Genomic DNA, 14,502 nt, shown 5'->3' on the forward strand with positions numbered 1-14,502 from the left:
AGCCGTCCTCTCGGTCGGCGCCACCGGTTTCGGCACCGGCCTGTCCGACAAGCTCAACGGCCTGCTGAACACGATCGATTTCGGCAACTGATCATGACCGGAAACAGGGCCGGCGCTCGCTTGCGCCGGCTTCCCTCCTGTGAGGCCGGCGCCGCGGCGCTCGAGTTCGCGCTCGTCGCGCCGGCCCTCATCCTGCTGATCTTCGCGGTGATCGTTTATTCGCTCTATTTCTCCGCCTATCTCGGCATTCGCCAGGCGGCAGCAGAGGGCGCGCGGGCGGCGGTCGCCGGGCTCAGCACCACCGAGCGCGCGACGCTGGCGACCGCGCGCGCGCAACAGGTGATCACCGGCTATGGCAGCCTGTTGTCGGGCGGCGGCACCCCCGTCGTCACCGCGGCCGGCGACGGCGCGGGTCGCTTCAAGGTCCGGGTCAGCTACAATATCGGCGGCAGCGCGATCATGCGCTATGGCGCGTTCCTGCCGCTGCCCAGTTCCACGATCACCTCGTCGGTGACCGTCAGCAACGGGAGCTATTGATCATGAGCGCGATGGCATGGATCGGTGCGGCAATCCTGACCATCCTGATGCTGCCCGCGATCGCGGGCGAGCTCGAGAACAAGACGATCCCCTGGCCCTATCATGCGGCGCTCGGGATTATCGGCCTGATCTTCGCCTGGACCACCCGCGGCGCCGGCCCCGCGATGCTCGCGCTGCTGACCGGCGCGGCGCTGCTCGCGCTGCTCGCGGTCGGCACCGCCGCGCTCAGCCGCAGTTGGGGCGTGCGGCTGCTGGGCGGCGCCGATATCCGGCTGCTGTCGGCGGCCGCGATCTGGGTCGGCCCGGCGGGCGTCATCCCGCTGCTGGCGGTCACCGCGGCGACCTTCGTCGCGGTCGCGGTGGTTTTGCGCATACGCACAAGACGCGTCATTCGCCCAACGATTGCGCTGATTACGGGTTTCTGCGTGGTTGCTATTTTTCTCGGCTATTCCGCATAGTTGTACCCAATCCAGTTACCAAAACATGCGGATGAGCCAAAGGGGTCTGGCTCGTTTTGCAAGTGTAACATGTTGCGGATTGGGGGAGTTTGTTGTGACGGTGTTGAATGCGATCAAGGCGGATGTCGACGTCAGTGCCATCCTTGTCGTCGATGACGAAGCGGACTGGATCGAAGAATGCCAGTTCATGCTCGAAAGCTTCGGTTACCCTTCGATGGGCGCGACCAATGTCGCCGATGCCCTCACCCGGATCACCGACCGCAGCATCACCACGGTCATCGTCGACTATAACATGCCCGGCCGCGACGGGATCAGCCTGATCGGCGAGCTTTCGGCGATCGCCGCCGCCGACGGGCGTGAACTCCGCTTCATCATGGCGACCGGCCACGCCACCCTCGACGTCGCGGTCGGCGCGCTCCGGGCCTCGGTGGTCGATTTCCTCAGCAAGCCGATCAACCGCGACGATCTGCGCGCGTCGCTGCTGCGCGTCCATGGCGTCCGGTCGGAGGCGCCGGTGCGCGGCGCGCTCGCCGCCCAGCTCTCGGGCCTCAGCGCCGAGATGCAGCGCCTGTCGAGCCTGATTGGCGATCCGGGCTTCGGTACGCCGGGCGATCGCGCGCCGTCGACCGGGGGCGCGGCCCAGACCGTCCAGAAACCCGCGGTGGTCGATTCCGACTATCTGCGCGGCCTGCTGCGCAAGGAAAGCAAGCGCCGTACCCTCGGCAACGGCACATTGTTCGGCGATCCGGCCTGGGCGATGCTGCTCGACCTGCTGATCGCCAAGCTCGACCGTCGCAACGTCTCGGTTTCGAGCGCGTGCATCGCCTCGGGCGCACCGACCACCACCGCGCTGCGGCTGGTCAACCGGCTGGTGAGCGAGGATATCCTGCACCGTGTCCCCGACGAGCGCGACGGGCGGCGCGATTTCCTGGTGATCAACCCCGAGATCGAAGCGCCGCTGCTCGCCTATCTGAGCGAAGTCGCCAATTCCTGAGCGTCGGCGGTCGGGCGCCGCGTCACCGGCGCGACCCCGATCGCGCGATGCGGCAGGCGCACCGTCAATCCCGTGATCGCCGGCCCCAGCCCGGGCTGGTCGAATCCGATTGCCCCGCCGGTACGCCGGATCAGATAGCGCGCCATGCTGAACGCCAGCCCCTCGCGGGTCGCGCCATATTGGATCGGCAAGCCGTCGTCCTGAATATGGAGGGTGATCCCCGACCGGTCGATCGACCGGTCGACCAGGATCGTGCCGCACGCGCCGGCGCCTTCGCCGTTGCGCCGGGCGAGGATCGCGTCGAACGCCTGGCCGATCATCGCCCGCACCATCATGTCCGCGCCGCCACGCGGCATCGCCACCACGAAGCCCGGCGCATCGCCGCGGATCCGCAGGCCGACCCCGGCGAACAGCAGCACCGGCCGCAGGTCGCCGATCGCGCGCATCAGCGCGACGTCGAGGTCGACATCCTCGTTGGGCTGGCTGTCGGCGTACATTTCGAGCGCGCTGCGCCCGAAAAGCTCGTCGCAGCGATCGACATGGTCGAGGATCGCGTCGAACTTGGCGAGCGCCTTGTCGGTCTGGCCCGATCGCAGCTTGGTCGCGCCATTATGCGCGGCGAGCGAGATCGCCGCGATCGGCTGGCGCAGTTCGTGGCGGAATTCGGAGATCAGCGCCGACATCGTCGCCATCGCATCGGGCGGGCTGAAACGCCCGCCGAAGCTCGGCGCGCGGCGCGCGATCATATAGCCCCTGCCCCAGCGCCCCTCGCCGTCGCCATCCTGCAGGATCAGCAGCTGCCAGTTGCGGCCGATCGCCGGCTCGACCGCGCGAAACTCGACGATCGCCTCGTCATGGCGGCGGATCGCCAGAAAGGCCGCCTCGTCGTCGGGATCGATCTGCAGCCGATAGGCGCGCGGGCCGCGGTCGAAGCGGAGGGTGCCGCCGGGTTCGTGAACGATTCGATCGATGACCAGCGGTGCACCGGCATGCTGCTCATCGACCGGCCGGTCTACGCGGGGCCTGCGCAACAACCCCAGCCAGTCGCGCACGCCGGCCGGTGATCTTCCGTCAGCCATCCTGTTCCTCCCCCAATATGATCATGTCCTTGCGCAGCTCGGCGATCCGCCGCGACAGGTCGGCGAGGATCACCTCGACATCGGCCTCGGGCGAGATCGCAAGGTCGACCGCGATATCGCCGGCCTTGCCATGGCGGATCCGCCCGACCTGAACCCCGCCGATCAGGATCGGCACCGGCTCCTGGCGATGCGCCTGCTCGACCACCGCCTGGCGGAGCCGAGCGAGCACCGCGGCAGCGGCCAGCAGCGGCTGGTTGCGCGCCGAACGCCGCTGCTGTTCCTCGCCGACCGCGATCGCGGCCTCGATCACCAGCGCCCGGCTGTCATGCCGGCGCAGCAACGGGGTCAGCACCTCCGAATGCCGCACGCGCAAATCGTCGCGGGTCGCGAACGCCTCGACCACCTCGTCGGGAAGCTGTGCCAGCGCCAGCAACCGGCTGAGCTGGCTGTTCGACAGGCTCAGCGCCTGCGCCATCCGCGACTGGACGCCATGATAGAAACGATCGACCGCCGCCTGATAGCTGCGCGCGCGATCGATCTCGGTGATGTCGGCGCGCTCGCGATTTTCGATGTCGGCGATGCGAAACGCCTCCTCGTCGGTCGCCTTGATCACCATCGCGCTGAGCCGCAGTTCGGGTCGGCCGTTACGGTTGAGCCAGTCGATCGCGAACCGCCGCCGGCTGCCCGCGAGCAATTCATACGGCGCCTCGGCGTCGGGGCCGGCAAGCCGCACCAGCACCGGAATGCGGTTGCCGCCCTCGGCCGCGATCGACTCGATCAAGCTGCGACACCCTTCCGAGGTCAAGCGCGGCACGTCGCGCGGATTGCCGTCCCACACCGCGCATTCGGAGGGCTGCAGCATGATCAGTTCGCGCCCCGCACGATCGTCGCGCACCACCCCGGCGAGCCGCGTATCGAGATGGGCGAGATGCTCGCGCGACGCCGCTTCGGTCGGCAACCGCACCGGCTGGTCATAGGACAAGGTGGTCAACAGTTCGCGCATCAGGCCAGCCATCGTCACTCACTCCGATTTGAAGGTTCGACCATGATCCTAGCGAAAGGATCGCGGCGTGCGCGGGGAGATGTGTTCGATCCGGTTTTAACCCGTTCTTCGTCAGACTGTTTTGCGTATGCGCAATTCATCACAGACGATCGATATTTGCATATGCGCAAAGTTTCCATTGCGCGATATTGCGTATGCGCAAAACGAATCATCTTATCATTATTGAACGATGACTTTGCGTATACGCAATGCATGTCAGAAGCGCCGACTGATGTTGAGGGCCAGCGCGTGGATGCGGCGGTCGGATGCGAGCTCGCCATTATAACCGATCCGAACCGATGTCCTCGCGTCATAGGTCGCGGTGACTCCGGCGGCCACGGTCGCGACGTTGCGCCCGAGCCTATTAGGTTGCAAAATGAAAGTCGCTAGATCGTTGGTGGCGGGCCGTGCCTCGATCCGGGTATCGGGCCGGCCGCGCAGCTCATAGCGCCAGTCGGCCTGCACGCTCGGGCGGATCGCCCATCGGCCCTTCTCGATCACCGTCGATACCCGCGCACCCAGGCTGCTGCGCAGCGACTGACCATGATAGGGCGCCACCCGCAGCGCCGCGGCCCCACCGGTTTCGAGCAGGCCATTGACCTCGGAATAGCGATAATGGAGCCCGGCAAAGGGCTGGATCCGCACCTTGCCCGCCGCGAGCATATAGCCGGTCTCGCCGCTCGCCGCCCAGCCGTCGCCGTCGGCCTTGGCGGTCAGCCGGTCGGCGAAGCTGCCGAAGCCGACCTGCCGGCGCAGCTTGTAATCGGCATAGTTGTAGGTGAGGCTGGCGTCGACATAGACCCGGCCGTTGTCGATGCTCGCATAGGGCCCGATGCTGGTGTTGAACAGGTTGATCCGCGGCCGCTGGCTGTCGAGCCGGGCATCGGTGCCGTCGATCCCGACCATCACCCCCAATATGATGTCGCTGCGCGGTGAAAAATCGACCCCGAAACCGATCGAGCGGCTGTCGGATTTGGTCTTCGGCCGGTCGGCGGCGGCATCGTAGCGCGCACCGCGGACATCGCCGAGCAGCACCATGTTGATCCTTCCCGCGCCATCGGCACGGTCCGGGCCATCGATCGCGCGGTTGCGCCGGTCGGCGAGATAGGTCCCGATCATCGCCGCGCGGGCATCGAGCGCCTGGATCGCCAGCTTGGGCAGCGCGCTGTAATTCTGCGTCGACAATTGCCCGAGCGCGTCGGCGCGCGCTGCTACCGTCGGCAGCGCATCGATCGCATTGAACATCGCCGCGCGCGCCGCCGGCGGGGTTCCGGCCTGGCTGTCGAGCGAGGCGCCGACCGCGATCTGGTTCGCGGTCTGGCCGAACGGCGCGAATGGCCGCGCCGATGCCGCGCCGGCACCGATCGCGACCAGCGCCATCAGCACCCAGGCCAGATGCCGCAGCGCGCGTGCGACCGGCGCCGATCGTGGAAACGGGATTCCGGACAAGACGCAACTCCCCCTTCAAGGAAACCAGCGCTCATCGTTGGCGGAAGCGGCTTTTCTGGCCAGTTCAAGTGGGTTCGGATCGGTTCTACCGGATCGCGGCATTCACCACCCATGCCACGGAAAGCGTGGCATTATTCTCGGCCTCACCCCTCGAAATACTGATCCACCAGCGCCAGCAGCGCCGCCTGGACCTCACCGCGCGACGCACCGCTGCGCGGCAGGATGCGGATCGCCATCCCCTTGCCCGCGCCCTTGCTGTCGACCTGCAGCATCGGCTTGCCCGATCCGCTTATGATCTCGCGTGCCGCCGGCGCCCTGGGGCGCCGCGCAGTCTCGCTGGCGGCCGCGAGCAGCGCCGTCACCACCCGGTGCGGCTCGAGCGCGGCATCGCCGGCGCGGTGCCCCGCCGCGATCCGTTCGGCGGCGGCGATCATCGGTTCGCGGGTGATCGCCTGACGCAGCATCGGCGCGAGCTGGCCGGCATGGCGCGCGGTGATCCCGCGCGGATCGGCGAAGGCGCCGACGATCGGCTGCGGTAGCCGCCCGACCTCGAGGATCCGGCTCATCCAGCCATTGGAGACGTTGAGCCGCTCGGCCATCGCCCCCTGCGAGCCGCCATAGAAGAGGTCGAGCGCGCGCAGGTAATCGCGGGCGCGCTCGAGGTCGGAAATATCCTTGCGCGCGCGGTTTTCGACATCGGCGAGCCGGAATCCCTCCTCGTCGGTCACCGACTGGATCGTCACCAGATAGTCGAACTGCGGATAATTATGCGCGCGCAGCCACGACACCGACCACCAGCGGCGCACCCCGGCGATGATCTCATAATCATGATCGGGGTCGTCGCGCAGCCGGCGCACGATCGCCGGGATGCGCTGTCGCCCCTCGGCCTTCAGGCTGGTGATCAGATCGCTGCAGGTCGCCTCGTCGAGCAGCTCGATCGCGCGGTTGTGCAGCGTCCAGGGCCGGCAGCGCGCGGGGTCGACCCATTCGGTGCGGTCGGTGACCAGCGCCCCGGTCGCGAGCCGCGACAGCGCGTCGGTGCGACTGCCCAGCACGTCGCGCGCCGGGGTCGCCCCGGCCGGCGCCGCGGCCCCCGCCACGCTTTCGACCATCGACGCCCCGAAACCGCGATTGCCCCCATTTTTCTGGCCGGTCATCCGCCCCACCCTTTTGTTCGAGAAAAATTCGATAGTAAAATCAATCTTCTGATCCTGATTTGCGCGCGGGCAAATCAGCCTTGTCGTGCCCAGACCCGCTGGATCTCCCCCGCAATCTCGGCATTGACCGCATCGAGATGCCGCACGCACCGGCGGTGGACCGAATGAGAGGTGATCGGCTGGTCGAGCTCGTAGACGGTCAGCAGCCGCGAGATCGCATTGTCGATCTCGGCGCTGTCCTTGAGCACCGCCTTGAGCATCGACGATCCGAACAGGCCCGCGCTCATCTGCAAGATCTCGCGGTGCATCGACTTGGATTCGTCGGCCTTGGTCGCGACCAGCCGGACGAAGCTGTAGATCGGTCGCCGCAGCTCCATCGCCTCGAGCGCCTCCATCGTCGTCTGCAGCATGTCGAGGAACGACACCGTCGACGAGAAGTCGACGATGCTCGGCGGCATCGGCACGATCAGCGCATTGGCGGCGTTGAGCACCCCGAGCGAGATCATCCCCAGCGCCGGCGGCGGATCGAGGATCACCACGTCATAGTCGTTGGCGATCGTCGCGACCGCCTGGCCGATCTGGTCGATGATCTCGAACCCGCGCCGCTGCGCGAGATGCGCGGCGATCTCATATTCGAGATTGTAGAGCTTCAGATTGGCCGGGATCAGGTCGAGCCCGTCGAAATGAGTCCGCCGGATGCGCGATGCCAACCCGCCCTCGCCCTCGTCGTGGAAATAGCCATAGAGGGTATCGCGCTCGTCCAGGTCGACATCGGGGACATAGCCGAACATCATCGTCGCCGACGCCTGGCTGTCGCAGTCGATCAGGCACACCCGATACCCCCTGATCGCCAGATATTGGGCGAGGTGGACCGACAGCGTCGACTTGCCGACCCCGCCCTTGAAATTCTGGCAGGCGATGATCGCCGGCATGTCATGGTCGCGGCGCCTGGGCGAGGTCCCGAACAGCGCCCGCATCGCGTTGAGATCGGCGAGCGAATAAGGGGTGCGATGCCCGCTGCTGGCGAGGCGTTCGCGCGCCGGCAGCCGGCCGTCCTGTTCGGCCGCGCGGATCATCGCCGCGGTGGCGCCGACCAGCTTGGCCGCCTTCGAGATCGTGTAGGTCGGCCCCCGCTTGCGCCCCGCCGCGCCGTCGACCGCGCCGGCCCGCAACTGGGTCATCACCGCCATCGCCTTGGCATAGATATCTCCGATCTGACCGCGATCGCGATCGTCGGACAGCGTGCTCGTCATCTGGTCGGCCATGTCCGTCTCCCCTTCTTCATCAGCCCGGCCAAGGCTACGCCCGCGCGCGTCTTCGACCGACCCGTTTCCGGACCGGTGCGGGCTTTCCACCCGGGCCTCCGGTCTGCCGCTGCGCGGGCGAAGCCGGCACCGCGCACGCTTCGTCCCCGCTTTCCGGGCGGTTCGTCGCGCGCGCGACCGCCGGCGGGGCGGTCGTGAAGCAACCGATCCGGTTTTTGTTGAACGTGAACCCCCCGGCATTTTCACCCATCCCAAGCTCGAAACCGGTCGTTGCGGCCGGGAATCAGTCGAAGGGGCCGAGGACCAGGGCATGCGAACAGGCGCGCCTCAACAGGCCGGGAAACCGGGCAGGAGCAGCTCGTGCTGACGCTGGAGCGCATGCGCGCAACGCTCGCCGGCGGGCGCGCCCTCGCGCTGGCTGTCGGTCTCGGCCTGGCGAGCCCCGCGCTGGCGCAGCCGCAGGTCCCCGCGGGCGTCGGCGAAAATCAGAGCCAGTCGCCGCAGATCGATCGCGACCGGTCCGATCGCGTCGCCCCGGCGCTGCCCGCCGCCCCCAATGTCTCGATCGCGCGCCCGGCCGCCCCCGGAGTCGCCGCCGCCGCGACCGCGGTCGCGCTCACCCGGGTCCGGTTCGAAGGCGCCTCGCTCGCCCCCGCCGCGCTCGGCAACGCCACCGCCGCCTTCATCGGCCAGCCACTGACCCAGCCCAATCTCAAGGCGATCGCCGATGCCGTCGGCAAGGCCTATGCCGCCAGCGACATCGCTTATTATTCGGTGGCGATCCCCGCGCAGACCCCGACCGGCGGGGTGCTCACCGTCCGCGTCGTCGAAGGCGCGGTCAAGCGCTACGCGATCAAGGGCGTGTCGGAAACCTCCCCGACCAAGCTGGTCGAGGCGCACATCGCCCGGATCATGAAGGACACGCCGCTGCGCAAGAGCGTGCTCGAACGCAGCCTGTCGCTGATGCGCGACATGCCCGGCCAGACGGTCGAGGCGCGGATCGGACAGATCGATGCCTCGGGCGCGCTGCTGCTCGAGATCGACCTCAAGCGCAAGCCGGTCAACATCAGCGTGACGATCGACAATAATGGCGTCAGCAACGTGATCAGCGCCTTCCAGGCGCAGGTCGCGGTGACCGTCAACGGTCTGGTCCGCGAAGGCGACAGCACCCGGGTCAGCTCCTATCTGCCGATCCACCCCGATCGCTACAAGCTCTACACCGCCAGCCATTCGACCCCGATCGGCACCAACGGCATGACCGCGACGATCAGCGGCGCCCGCGTCGAATCGCGATCGAACAACGGCGTCGAGGGCCAGGCGACGCTCGCCGGGCTGTCGCTCAACTATCCGCTGATCCGGTCCTACAAGACCAATGTCTCGCTCACCGCCTCGCTCGACGGTATCGACAGCAGCAACTATTATCTCGACACCCGCTTCGGTGACTATCGGTCGCGCGCGCTGCGCGCCGGCGGCAGCTGGTCGAAGGCCGACGACAAAAATGGCTATGCGGTCAGCGCGGTCGTCAGCCGCGGGCTCGACATATTCAACGCCAAGGCCTTTGCAGGCTTTTCGGAAACCGGCTTCACCAAGGCGAACGTCCAGGCGGTCGCGGTGCGCACCGTCGCCAAGAACCTCGTCGCCAAGGTCACCGCCACCGGCCAATATTCGCGCGACAAGCTGCCGGTCACCGAACGGCTGTCGCTCGGCGGCCCCGGTGCCGGCCGCGCCTATCGGGTCGGCACGATCACCGCCGATCGCGGCGCCACCGCCATGATCGAGCTGAGCTGGACGCTGCCCAAGCTGCCCGACCGGTTGAAGGGCAGCGCGCTGTTCGGCTTCGTCGACGGCGCCACCGGCCATGTCGTCGGCCGCCCGGTCTACAGCCTGCCCGCGCAGACATCGACGCTCGCCTCGGCCGGCGGCGGGGTCCGGGTCGGGTTGGGCAAATGGCGCGCCAGCGTCGAGGTCGCCGTGCCGGTCAAGCGCCCCGCCGCCAGCTATAGCCGCTCCGCACGCCTCTTCGCAGGGTTCGGGCGCAACTTCTGAACACCGGCTTTGCGAATACGCAAAGGCGGTCCTGTCGAGGGGCACGACCATGAAGAACGTGTGGGAAGTCTGGACCTCGGCGCTGAGCAGTGCCGAGTGCGACATGATCGTCGAACGCGCGCTCGCCTATGAGCCCCAGACCGCGACGATCGGCTTCGCCAAGGACCAGCGCCAGAACGACGCCTATCGCTCGTCGGTGGTGCGCTGGCTCAACGTTCCGGGCGAACGCGAGATCGTCGATCGGCTGATGCATTTCGTCCATGCATCGAACCGGTCCAATTTCGGGGTCGACATCGCCCAGCCCTTCGACCTCCAGTTCACCGAATATCATGGCAGCGCCCGCGGCAAATATGACTGGCACCAGGATGTCTGGCTCGAATCGAACCGGATGTTCGACCGCAAATTGTCGCTCGTCGTCCAGCTCTCCGAACCCGGCGACTATGAAGGCGGCGGTTTCGAATTTTTCGGGATCCAGCATCCCGGCGCGGTGTTCGCCCCGCGCGGCAGCATGCTGATCTTCCCGTCCTGGCTCCAGCACCGGGTGCTGCCGGTGACCAAGGGGCTGCGCCGCAGCCTGGTCTCCTGGGTCGAAGGTCCGCGGTGGCGCTGACCCCGGCGGGGGTTCCCGGCCCCGCCGCCCTGGTGGCGATCGGCTGCCTGGCGCTCCTCGCGCTGCTGCTCCTGATCGCCGCGATCGGCGATGTCCGCGCGCGGATCATCCCCAACCGGCTGTGCCTCGCCGTCGCGCTGCTCGCCCTCCCCTTCTGGCTGCTCGCGGTCCCGCACCCGATCGCGCGGATCGCCACCCAGGTCGGCCTGCTGCTGATCGCCTCGCCGGTCCTGCTGCTGCTGTTCGCGCGCGAAGCGATGGGCGGCGGCGACATCAAGCTGATCGCCGCGCTGATGCTCTGGCTGACGCCGCCCCAGCTCCCCCGGGCGTTCATCGTCATGGCGCTCGCCGGCGCCGCGGTCGCGATCGCGGTTGTCCTGTCGCACCGGATCGCGGCCCGATCCGCCGAAGCCGCGCCGCCCTCGGTGCCCTATGGCGTGGCCATCGCCCTCGCCATGCTCGGCGCCCTCCACGCCGACCTGGTGACGCTTCTCTCAGCCTGAGGCCGGGCGGTCCTCTTCCTCTAATATCCTCCCTGCGCGCAGCGTGGGGAGGGGGACCATCCGCAGGATGGTGGAGGGGTCTTCTGCGCTATCGAGGTTGCGCAGACCCCTCCACCAGCTTCGCTGGTCCCCCTCCCCAAAGCTGCGCTTTAGGGAGGATCGAGGCCAGCTACCACGCAGACGGATCGATCGCCCCAACCGAGTCGCCGGACGATGACGACGCCACCGCGCCTGCCCCCACCTTTTCCCACCACCAAAACCCGTTCTCGCCCCCGATCCGACCGCCATCCGCATTCGATCCGGACATGATCGCGATCCGGGTTTTTCGGCGTCCCGGCCCCTCCGGCCCACGTCTTTCCGGCTTTGCCGCCCGCTTTCCGCCCCGCTTGCGGGTATTGCGCATGCCGTCCCGGATATCGCGCCCCCACCCCGCCCCCGACCGGGCCCGCCCTCACCCGCCCAGGCCCCCGATCCGACCGCATCGGCTGCTGTTCGACGCGAGCCGGGGCCCCTGCACGCCTACGACAAGAGGGCTGGCCGGGGTTTCGTCACACGGCTCAGGGGAGAATGATCATGGCAAAGTCCACACGCAGTTCCTATCGCCGCAACCTGCTCGCCGCCTCGGCGCTGTCGATCCTGTTGCTCACCTCGGCCTGCTCGAGCGGGATCGGTTTCGATGTCGGCATGGGCGCCGGCCCGTCGGGTTCGGGCCAGGATCCGGTCGAGCCCTCGGGGCCGACCGGGCCGAGCGATCCCTCCGGTCCAAGCGGTCCGTCCGGCGGCCCGTCGGGCCCCACCGACCCCAGCGGCCCCAGCGGTCCGACCGACCCGTCGGGCCCAACCGGCCCCACCGGCCCCACCGATCCTTCGGGCCCCACCGGCCCCACCGATCCGTCAGGCCCGACCGGACCGACCGATCCCACCGGCCCGACCGGCCCCACGGGTCCCACCGGCCCGACCGGCCCCACCGGATCGACCGGGCTCAGCAGCGGCGTCGCCGGCATCTCGATCGGCAACAGCACCCCGCTCGGCCAGTCGGGATCGAGCACGCTGGTCGGCGTCAATGTCCTGCCGACCACGACGCCCTCGACCGGCACCGCCGCCACCGTCGACGTGCTGACCGGTAACGGCACCGTCGTCGACGTCGCCCTGCCGACCACCACCGAGCAGGTCCAGGATGGCCTCGCCCCGGTGAGCTCGCTGGTCACCGCGGTCGCCGGCGCTCCGGTCGGGACGATGGTCGGCTCGCTGACCGACAGCCTGTCGCCGACCGTCGCCGCGGTCACATCGACCGCCAACGGCGTCGTCGCCCCGCTGCTCGCGGGGGTGAACAGCGCCTTGTCGCCGGTCACCGATCCGCTGCTCGGATCGACCGGCACCCTCGCCCCGGTCACCAATGTCGTGCAGACCGTGCTCGACACCGTCACCGGCACCTTGCCGGGCAGTTCGACCGATCCGGTCGGCTTCAACGGCCCGCTGGTCGGTGCTGCGGTCGGCGGCTATGCGGTCAGCGGCGCCTCGACCGGCGACACCCTCGCCGGGATCAACCTGCTCCCCGCCGCCACCGGCGCCACTCCGGTCACCGGCACGCTCACCACGGTCAACGTCCTCTCGGGCGGCCAGGTGGTGAACGCGACCCTGCCGACCACCGCGGCGGGCGTCGAGGCCGGGCTCCAGCCGGTCGTCGGCCTGACCGGCGCACTGCTCGGGCCGCAGGTCGGCGCCACCGTCAACCAGGTCACCGAAGCGATCGCCCCGCCGGTCGCCGCGGTCACCTCGACCGTCCAGGCGATCGCCAGCCCGATCGTCAGCGCGGTCAACACCCTCGCCACCCCGGTCGTCGCACCGGTCCTGGCGACCACGGGTCCGGTCGCGCCGGTCGGCACCATCGTCCAGACCCTGGTCGGCACCGCCGGTGCGGTGCTCGCCAACTCGGGCGGCGTCACGCCGACCGATCCCGCCGCCGCGCTGGCGCCGGTCACCACCCTGGTCGCCAATGTCGTCGGCGGTGCCGGTTCCCCGACCAGTCCGGGTGCGGTCCTCGCTCCGGTCACGGCCATCGTCGGCACGGTCCTCGGCGGCGCGGGTGCGCCAACCGATCCCGGCGCTGTGCTCGCACCCGTGACCGCGGTCGTCGGCAGCGTGCTCGGTGGCGCCGGCGCTCCGACCGATCCGGGCGCGGTGCTCGCCCCGGTCACCGCGATCGTCGGTAGCGTCCTCGGCGGTACCGGCACCCCGACCAGCCCGACCGCCGTCCTCGCGCCGGTGACGGCCGTCGTCGGCAGCGTCCTCGGCGGCGCCGGTGCTCCGACCGATCCGGGTGCGGTGCTTGCGCCGGTCACCGCGGTCGTCGGCAGCGTGCTGGGCGGTACCGGCACCCCGGCCAGCCCGGCCGCGGTTCTCGCGCCGGTGACGGCGGTGGTCGGCAGTGTCCTTGGCGGCGCAACCGGCGGCACCCCGCTTCCGACCGATCCGGGTGCGGTTCTCGCTCCGGTCACCGCGATCGTCGGCGGTGTCCTCGGCGGCGCCACCGGCGGTACCCCACTCCCGACCGACCCGGGCGCGGTGCTCGCGCCCGTCACCGCGATCGTCGGCAGCGTCCTCGGCGGCGCCACCGGCGGCACCCCGCTTCCGACCGATCCGGGCGCAGTGCTCGCTCCGGTCACCGCGATCGTCGGCAGTGTCCTTGGCGGCGCCGGCGCCCCGACCGCTCCGGCGACCGCCCTCGCCCCGGTCACCGCGGTCGTCGGCAATCTGCTCGGCGGCAGCGGCGGAACGCCCGCCGTCAGCATCGTCGGCGCCGTCGCCGGCGCAATCACGGTCGGCGGAACCCCGGGCACCGGAGCCGCCAACCCGCTCACGCCCGTCACCGCTCTGGTCGGCGGCCTGCTCGGCAGGTCCAACTGACCGGGGGTCCGGCCCGCCTTCGCCCCGGCGGGCCGGACCAATCGGGCGCGGATATGCCCGAAGCGGACATGACCGGGGCCGCGTCGCCGATGAACCGGTTCCGCGAAAATCGCCGCCCGATCGTCACTTCATAGCTCGCCGCGACACCGATTGCGCACTTCCGGCCCCGCTTTGCGGACCTCCACCCGACCGCAGCCGGGCCGCACGATCACCCGCCGCAACCGATCCCGGCCAGTCCGACCGCATCGGCTTCTGTTGGACCCGCCGGTGCGCCGGCCAGGCCCTAGGACAAGCAACCGGCCATGGTTTCGTCCCATGGCTCAGGGGAGAATGGAAATGGCACAGAACACCACGCGTCGCTTCAAACGGAGCCTGTTGAGCGCCTCGGCCTTGTCGATCCTGCTGCTCGCATCGGCCTGTTCGCACGGAATAGGCTTCGATGTCGGCATGGGTGC

At 69.0% G+C, this 14,502-nt stretch carries 12 protein-coding genes; 7 read left to right on the forward strand and 5 right to left on the reverse strand.

Annotated elements, in window-relative coordinates; all coding sequences use genetic code 11:
- Window positions 1-93 precede the first annotated feature (93 nt).
- The 3 genes from AC1RM6_RS18060 (at window position 94) to AC1RM6_RS18070 (ending at window position 1,989) form a co-directional block, all read left to right on the forward strand.
- On the forward strand, window positions 94-537 hold the full coding sequence (locus AC1RM6_RS18060; protein ID WP_493103690.1) for a TadE/TadG family type IV pilus assembly protein: 444 nt from the start codon (window positions 94-96) through the stop codon (window positions 535-537).
- 2 nt (window positions 538-539) lie between these two features.
- On the forward strand, window positions 540-995 hold the full coding sequence (locus AC1RM6_RS18065) for a hypothetical protein (RefSeq protein WP_493103692.1): 456 nt from the start codon (window positions 540-542) through the stop codon (window positions 993-995).
- Between the two features lie 94 nt (window positions 996-1,089).
- A complete protein-coding gene (locus AC1RM6_RS18070; protein ID WP_493103694.1) occupies window positions 1,090-1,989 on the forward strand; it encodes a response regulator in 900 nt (299 codons plus the stop codon).
- Here the strand turns inward: AC1RM6_RS18070 and AC1RM6_RS18075 are convergent.
- The 5 genes from AC1RM6_RS18075 to AC1RM6_RS18095 all read right to left on the reverse strand — a co-directional run bounded on the left by AC1RM6_RS18075 (window position 1,962) and on the right by AC1RM6_RS18095 (window position 7,981).
- The gene (locus AC1RM6_RS18075) at window positions 1,962-3,068 is read right to left on the reverse strand and encodes a sensor histidine kinase (protein WP_493103696.1); all 1,107 of its coding nucleotides are present in this window, start codon (window positions 3,066-3,068) and stop codon (window positions 1,962-1,964) included. The two genes, AC1RM6_RS18070 and AC1RM6_RS18075, sit on opposite strands and share 28 nt — an antisense overlap.
- Complete coding sequence (locus AC1RM6_RS18080; protein WP_493103698.1) at window positions 3,061-4,083, reverse strand: ParB/RepB/Spo0J family partition protein; 1,023 nt, start codon at window positions 4,081-4,083, stop codon at window positions 3,061-3,063. The genes AC1RM6_RS18075 and AC1RM6_RS18080 overlap by 8 nt, the downstream gene beginning before the upstream one ends.
- A 243-nt stretch (window positions 4,084-4,326) precedes the next feature.
- Window positions 4,327-5,559 carry an autotransporter outer membrane beta-barrel domain-containing protein gene (locus AC1RM6_RS18085; protein WP_493103700.1) on the reverse strand — a complete coding sequence of 411 codons (1,233 nt, stop codon included), beginning with the start codon at window positions 5,557-5,559 and terminating at the stop codon, window positions 4,327-4,329.
- Window positions 5,560-5,702: 143 nt separating this feature from the next.
- Complete coding sequence (locus AC1RM6_RS18090; protein WP_493103701.1) at window positions 5,703-6,716, reverse strand: ParB/RepB/Spo0J family partition protein; 1,014 nt, start codon at window positions 6,714-6,716, stop codon at window positions 5,703-5,705.
- A 74-nt stretch (window positions 6,717-6,790) separates the two neighbouring features.
- Window positions 6,791-7,981 carry an AAA family ATPase gene (locus tag AC1RM6_RS18095; protein WP_493103703.1) on the reverse strand — a complete coding sequence of 397 codons (1,191 nt, stop codon included), beginning with the start codon at window positions 7,979-7,981 and terminating at the stop codon, window positions 6,791-6,793.
- Window positions 7,982-8,341: 360 nt separating this feature from the next.
- Here AC1RM6_RS18095 and AC1RM6_RS18100 point away from each other — a divergent pair, with 360 nt between their 5' ends.
- From AC1RM6_RS18100 to AC1RM6_RS18115, 4 genes are all read left to right on the forward strand, one after another.
- Entirely contained in the window at window positions 8,342-10,027 is a 1,686-nt protein-coding gene (locus AC1RM6_RS18100; RefSeq protein ID WP_493103706.1) for a ShlB/FhaC/HecB family hemolysin secretion/activation protein, read from the forward strand.
- A gap of 49 nt (window positions 10,028-10,076) precedes the next feature.
- Window positions 10,077-10,637, forward strand: coding sequence for a 2OG-Fe(II) oxygenase (locus AC1RM6_RS18105; RefSeq protein WP_493103708.1), 561 nt, complete (start codon window positions 10,077-10,079; stop codon window positions 10,635-10,637).
- Complete coding sequence (locus AC1RM6_RS18110; RefSeq protein ID WP_493103710.1) at window positions 10,628-11,140, forward strand: prepilin peptidase; 513 nt, start codon at window positions 10,628-10,630, stop codon at window positions 11,138-11,140. The genes AC1RM6_RS18105 and AC1RM6_RS18110 overlap by 10 nt, the downstream gene beginning before the upstream one ends.
- 573 nt (window positions 11,141-11,713) lie before the next feature.
- Window positions 11,714-14,047: a beta strand repeat-containing protein gene (locus tag AC1RM6_RS18115; RefSeq protein ID WP_493103711.1), complete on the forward strand. Its 2,334-nt coding sequence runs from the start codon at window positions 11,714-11,716 to the stop codon at window positions 14,045-14,047.
- Window positions 14,048-14,502: the final 455 nt, after the last annotated feature.

Source organism: Rhizorhabdus sp. GW822-FHT03C02, from assembly GCF_058801765.1.

Coding starts and splice junctions, on each gene's coding strand:
- AC1RM6_RS18060 (WP_493103690.1), top strand. CDS start 94: ATGACCGGAAACAGGGCCGGCGCTCGCTTGCGCCGGCTTCCCTCCTGT.
- AC1RM6_RS18065 (WP_493103692.1), top strand. CDS start 540: ATGAGCGCGATGGCATGGATCGGTGCGGCAATCCTGACCATCCTGATG.
- AC1RM6_RS18075 (WP_493103696.1), bottom strand. CDS start 3,068: ATGGCTGACGGAAGATCACCGGCCGGCGTGCGCGACTGGCTGGGGTTG.
- AC1RM6_RS18080 (WP_493103698.1), bottom strand. CDS start 4,083: ATGGCTGGCCTGATGCGCGAACTGTTGACCACCTTGTCCTATGACCAG.
- AC1RM6_RS18090 (WP_493103701.1), bottom strand. CDS start 6,716: ATGACCGGCCAGAAAAATGGGGGCAATCGCGGTTTCGGGGCGTCGATG.
- AC1RM6_RS18095 (WP_493103703.1), bottom strand. CDS start 7,981: ATGGCCGACCAGATGACGAGCACGCTGTCCGACGATCGCGATCGCGGT.
- AC1RM6_RS18105 (WP_493103708.1), top strand. CDS start 10,077: ATGAAGAACGTGTGGGAAGTCTGGACCTCGGCGCTGAGCAGTGCCGAG.
- AC1RM6_RS18115 (WP_493103711.1), top strand. CDS start 11,714: ATGGCAAAGTCCACACGCAGTTCCTATCGCCGCAACCTGCTCGCCGCC.